Below are 5605 nucleotides of genomic sequence, written 5' to 3' on the forward strand. Positions count from 1 at the left end.
GGCCGGCGGGGCGCTGGCCGCGGCGGCGGTCGTCACCCTGGCCGCCGGCGCGACGGCGGGCGCGTGCCTGGGCCCGGACGACGCACTGCGCACGGCACTCGCCGTGGTGTGCGCCGTCGTGGCGGCCGAACTCCTGCTGCGCCACTGCGTCCGTCGCTTCGGCGGCGTCACCGGCGACGTCTTCGGCGGCGTCGCGGAGACGGCGGCCACGACCGCCCTCGTGGTCCTCGTCCTCGGTTGAGCCGCGAGCTCAGCAGGCCTCGCGCCACGCGTCCAGCTCGTACCTCTTCAGCATCGAACTGAGCCGCAGCTCCCGGGAGTCGGTGCAGAAGCGTTCCGTCGGCAGCTCGTACTCGACGTGGAAGACCGCCTTGTCCGCGTCGACGAACGGCTGGTTGTCGGCGCACTCGCCGTACTGGGCGCACTGTTCGTTGACGGCGAAGTCGAAGTCGTCCACCAGTTCCGGGATCTGGTCCAGGTCGTTCTTCAGGCCGACGGCCATCCCGCGTTCGTGGGCGAGCTTGGCGATCAGCCGGTTGTAGCGGAGCTGGTCGTTCCCGGTGAGCGGGAACCCGGTCTCGTTCTTGTAGCCGTCCATGTTGTCGGGCTCGACCGCGTCGAAGCCCTTCTGGCGGCACATGTCGAGACGTTCGGCCATCAGCGGCTCCAGGACGTCCGTCGCGCGGATGTCCAGCCACCGCTCGCCCTCCCAGCCGTTGCCCTTGCCCAGCACCGCCGCCGGGAACGCGTCGGCGTCGGTCCGGAAGTCCTCCCAGGCGCCGGTGGAGACGTAGCAGATGACCTTGCGTCCGTCCTCGTGCAGCCCGGCGACGGTGGCCTTGCCGTGGTCGAAGCCGTCGATGTCGTAGACCGGTACGTCGACGGACGTGTCGAGCTTGCCGCTGAGCTGCCACTGCCAGTCGGTGCCGGGCGTCGGACGCCAGCGGTCGGCGGCCTCGCCGTCGTCGCCGGGGGCCGACGTGCAGCCCGCGAGCAGCAGCAGGAGGAGGGCTGTCGACAGGACCGGGCGTCTCACGGGAAATGCTCCAGGGTGCGGGAGGGATGTGCGGCATACCTCCGGAATGATCTCCCATCCGCACAGCCGCGGGGAAACCGCGGCCCCGCGGGAGGGAGCCCGGCGGGGCGCGAGCGTAGGCTCGTGCCGGGTGTTCGCCTGCCCAGGCGAGGACCGCAACGCAGGAGGGATCTAGGGTCGGATGTCGGGCCCGGTCGACCCACCCGCATTCGGCCACACCAGACTTCATACGGAAGCGAGATTTCACCACCGTGACTGCTCTCACTCTCTCCACCGCCGCGGCGCCCGGCCTCCGGGCCGACGCGATCGTGATCGGCGTCGCCAAGGGCGCAGGCGGCCCGTCCGTCGCCCCGGGCGCCGAGGCCGTGGACAAGGCGTACGACGGCCGGCTCGCCGGCGTCCTGGAGACCCTCGGTGCCTCGGGCGCGGAGGGTGAGGTGACGAAGCTGCCCGCTCCGGCCGGTTTCAAGGCGCCCGTCGTGGTGGCGGTGGGCCTCGGTGCCGAGCCCGAGAAGGACGCCGGTTTCGACCCCGAGGCGCTGCGCCGGGCCGCCGGTGCGGCCGCCCGTGCGCTGGCCGGCGCCAAGAAGGCCGCCTTCGCCCTGCCGCTCGCCGAGGCCGCCGACGCCGGTTTCGTCGCCGAGGGCGTGCTGCTCGGCGCGTACTCCTTCGACGCGTACAAGGAGTCCGCCAAGGACGCCAAGGACGCCCGGGCGAAGGGCAACGGCAAGGCGCCCCTGGCGGAGGCCGCGCTGCTCGGCGGCAAGCCCCGCGACAAGGCGTACAAGGCGGCGGTCGAGCGTGCCACGGCCGTCGCCGAGGAGCTGAACCGCGCCCGCGACCTGGTCAACACCCCGCCGAACGACCTCAACCCGGAGGCGTTCGCGGCGGTGGCGCAGGCGGCCGCCAAGGAGCACGGCATCAAGGTGCAGGTGCTCGACGAGAAGGCGCTCGTCAAGGGCGGCTACGGCGGCATCCTCGGCGTCGGCGCCGGTTCGGCGTCGGGTCCGCGGCTGGTGAAGCTGTCCTACACCTCGCCCAAGGCGAAGAAGTCGCTCGCCTTCGTCGGCAAGGGCATCACCTACGACTCGGGCGGCATCTCGCTGAAGCCGGCCGGGCACAACGAGACGATGAAGTGCGACATGGCCGGTGCCGCCGCCGTGTTCGCCGCGGTCGTCGCCGCGGCGCGGCTCGGCCTGGAGGCCAACGTGACCGGCTGGCTGGCGCTGGCCGAGAACATGCCGTCCGGTTCCGCCACCCGCCCGGGTGACGTGCTGCGGATGTACAGCGGCAAGACGGTGGAGGTGCTCAACACCGACGCCGAGGGCCGGCTCGTGCTCGCCGACGCGCTGTGGGCGGCCTCGCAGGAGAAGCCGGACGCGATCATCGACGTGGCGACCCTGACCGGCGCGATGATGCTCGCGCTGGGCAGCCGTACGTACGGGATCATGGCGAACGACGACGCGTTCCGCTCCGCGGTGCACGAGGCGGCGGAGGAGTCCGGCGAGCCGGCGTGGCCGATGCCGCTGCCGGAGCACCTGCGCAAGGGCATGGACTCGCCGACCGCGGACATCGCGAACATGGGTGAGCGGATGGGCGGCGGTCTGGTGGCCGGTCTGTTCCTGCGGGAGTTCGTCGGCGAGGGCATCACCTGGGCGCACCTGGACATCGCGGGTCCGGCCTTCAACGAGGGCGGGCCGTTCGGGTACACGCCGAAGGGCGGCACGGGCACGGCGGTGCGGACGCTGGTGCGGGTTGCCGAGCTGGCGGCCGCGGGTGAGCTGGGCTAGCTGGGCCGGGGGCGCCTGAGGGGTTGCCGGGTGCGGGTGACTGCGCGGCTGCGGGTCCGTCGTGGCTCGTCGCGCAGTTCCCCGCGCCCCTGGGTCGGCTGTCCTGGCGTCGGCCAAGACGAACCGCAGGGCGTCGCGCCCACGCGGCGGAGCCGCAGACCAGTACAGCCCCGCGCCCCTGGTCGGCTGTCCTCGCGTCGGCCAAGACGAACCGCAGCACGTCGCGCCCACGCGGCGGAGCCGCAGACCAGTACAGCCCCGCGCCCCTGGTCGGCTGTCCTCGCGTCGGCCAAGGAGAACCGCAGCACGTCGCGCCCACGCGGCGGAGCCGCAGACCAGTACAGCCCCGCGCCCCTGGGTCGGCTGTCCTGGCGTCGGCCAAGACGAACCGCAGCCCCGGGTGAGGCCCGCTCACCTGAACGTGGGGCGTCTCACACCCCGGCCCCACGTCTCGTTCGCCTCTCACAAGTGCGAAGATGGAGCCCGGCAGGACAGGGCCCACCCAAGGGCCGAGAACAATGAGCGGCCGGACACCAGCCGCCGACCGGTCACTGGAGACCGGCGTGGCGCACATGCATGGAGGACGTGACGTGGCGAACGACGCCAGCACCGTTTTCGACCTAGTGATCCTCGGCGGTGGTAGCGGTGGTTACGCCGCGGCCCTGCGCGGGGCGCAGCTGGGCCTGGACGTCGCCCTGATCGAGAAGAACAAGCTTGGCGGCACCTGCCTGCACAACGGCTGCATTCCCACCAAGGCCCTGCTCCACGCGGGCGAGGTCGCCGACCAGTCCCGCGAGAGCGAGCAGTTCGGCGTCAAGACGTCCTTCGAGGGCGTCGACATGGCCGGTGTGCACAAGTACAAGGACGAGGTGATCGCCGGCCTGTACAAGGGTCTGCAGGGTCTGGTCGCCTCCCGCAAGATCACCTACATCGAGGGTGAGGGCCGGCTCTCCTCCCCCACCTCCGTCGACGTCAACGGCCAGCGTGTCCAGGGCCGCCACGTCCTGCTGGCGACCGGCTCCGTGCCGAAGACCCTGCCGGGCCTGGAGATCGACGGCGACCGGATCATCTCCTCGGACCACGCCCTCACGCTCGACCGCGTGCCGAAGTCCGCGATCGTGCTGGGCGGCGGCGTCATCGGCGTCGAGTTCGCCTCCGCGTGGAAGTCCTTCGGTTCCGAGGTCACGGTCATCGAGGGCCTCAAGCACCTGGTCCCGGTCGAGGACGAGAACAGCTCCAAGCTCCTGGAGCGCGCCTTCCGCAAGCGGGGCATCAAGTTCAACCTGGGCACCTTCTTCCAGAAGGCCGAGTACACCCAGGACGGCGTCAAGGTCACCCTCGCTGACGGCAAGGAGTTCGAGGCCGAGGTCCTGCTCGTCGCCATCGGCCGCGGCCCGGTCTCGCAGGGCCTGGGCTACGAGGAGAACGGGGTCGCGATGGACCGCGGCTTCGTCCTCGTCGACGAGTACATGCGGACCAACGTCCCGACCATCTCCGCCGTCGGTGACCTCGTTCCCACCCTCCAGCTCGCGCACGTCGGCTTCGCCGAGGGCATCCTGGTGGCGGAGCGGCTCGCCGGCCTGAAGACCGTGCCGGTCGACTACGACGGTGTGCCGCGGGTGACGTACTGCCACCCGGAGGTCGCCTCCGTCGGTCTCACCGAGGCCAAGGCGAAGGAGGTCTACGGCGCGGACAAGGTCGTCTCCGTCAAGTTCCCCCTGGGCGGCAACGGCAAGAGCCGCATCCTGAAGACCGCGGGCGAGATCAAGCTGGTCCAGGTCAAGGACGGGGCCGTGGTCGGCGTCCACATGGTCGGCGACCGTATGGGCGAGCAGGTCGGCGAGGCGCAGCTGATCTACAACTGGGAGGCGCTGCCGGCCGAGGTGGCCCAGCTCATCCACGCCCACCCGACGCAGAACGAGGCGCTCGGCGAGGCTCACCTGGCGCTGGCCGGCAAGCCGCTCCACATGCACGACTGACCGCTTCGGTCTTCGGGCGCGACGACACAGACTTCCGCAATTCGTAAGGAGCAACCGAAACCATGGCGGTTTCCGTAACCCTTCCGGCGCTCGGCGAGAGCGTCACCGAGGGCACCGTCACCCGCTGGCTGAAGGCCGAGGGTGAGCGCGTCGAGGCCGACGAGCCGTTGCTCGAGGTCTCGACCGACAAGGTCGACACCGAGATCCCGGCCCCCGCCTCAGGCGTGCTGTCCTCCATCAAGGTCGCCGAGGACGAGACCGTCGAGGTCGGCGCCGAGCTGGCGCTGATCGACGACGGCAGCGGTGCCCCGGCCGCCGAGCAGGCCCCGCAGGCCGAGCAGGCCGCCGAGCCCGCTCCCGAGCCCGCCGCTGCCGCCCCGTCCACCGAGCAGGCCGCCCCGGCGCCCGCTCCGAGCGCCGAGCAGTCCGCCGGCGGCGGCTCCGCCGAGGGCACCGACGTGGTCCTGCCCGCGCTCGGCGAGTCCGTCACCGAGGGCACCGTCACCCGCTGGCTGAAGTCGGTCGGTGACAGCGTCGAGGAGGACGAGCCGCTGCTCGAGGTCTCGACCGACAAGGTCGACACCGAGATCCCGGCCCCCACTTCCGGCACCCTGCTGGAGATCGTGGTCGGCGAGGACGAGACCGCCGAGGTCGGCGCCAAGCTCGCCGTCATCGGCGCCGCGGGTGCCGCCCCGGCTGCCGCCCCGGCCCAGGAGGCCCCGGCCGCCCCGGCCCAGCCCGAGCCCACCCCGGCTCCGGCTCCGGCTCCGGCAGCCCCGGCTCCCGCGCAGGCTGCTCCG

Annotated in this window: 5 protein-coding genes; 4 read left to right on the forward strand and 1 reads right to left on the reverse strand. The window is 71.9% G+C overall.

The genetic code is table 11. The annotated features are described in order from the left end of the window. On the forward strand, nt 1-241 hold a 241-nt coding region (locus BZZ08_RS38020; RefSeq protein ID WP_198601946.1), incomplete at its 5' end, for an adenosylcobinamide-GDP ribazoletransferase. Between the two features lie 9 nt (nt 242-250). Here BZZ08_RS38020 and BZZ08_RS38025 read toward each other — a convergent pair. After that, nucleotides 251-1036, reverse strand: coding sequence for an endo alpha-1,4 polygalactosaminidase (locus BZZ08_RS38025; protein ID WP_104636686.1), 786 nt, complete (start codon nt 1034-1036; stop codon nt 251-253). 251 nt (nt 1037-1287) lie between these two features. On the opposite strand from BZZ08_RS38025, the gene BZZ08_RS38030 reads away from it, so the two are divergent. The 3 genes from BZZ08_RS38030 to BZZ08_RS38040 all read left to right on the forward strand — a co-directional run. Next, nucleotides 1288-2826, forward strand: coding sequence for a leucyl aminopeptidase (locus BZZ08_RS38030; protein ID WP_104636687.1), 1539 nt, complete (start codon nt 1288-1290; stop codon nt 2824-2826). A gap of 590 nt (nt 2827-3416) precedes the next feature. Next, entirely contained in the window at nt 3417-4805 is a 1389-nt protein-coding gene (lpdA, locus tag BZZ08_RS38035) for a dihydrolipoyl dehydrogenase (protein WP_198601947.1), read from the forward strand. Between the two features lie 62 nt (nt 4806-4867). Further along, the coding region (locus tag BZZ08_RS38040) for a biotin/lipoyl-containing protein (RefSeq protein WP_342211029.1) at nt 4868-5605 on the forward strand (738 nt) is incomplete at its 3' end.

Origin of the sequence: Streptomyces sp. MH60, from assembly GCF_002939385.1 — a bacterium.
In the GTDB taxonomy this organism is placed as follows: domain Bacteria; phylum Actinomycetota; class Actinomycetes; order Streptomycetales; family Streptomycetaceae; genus Streptomyces.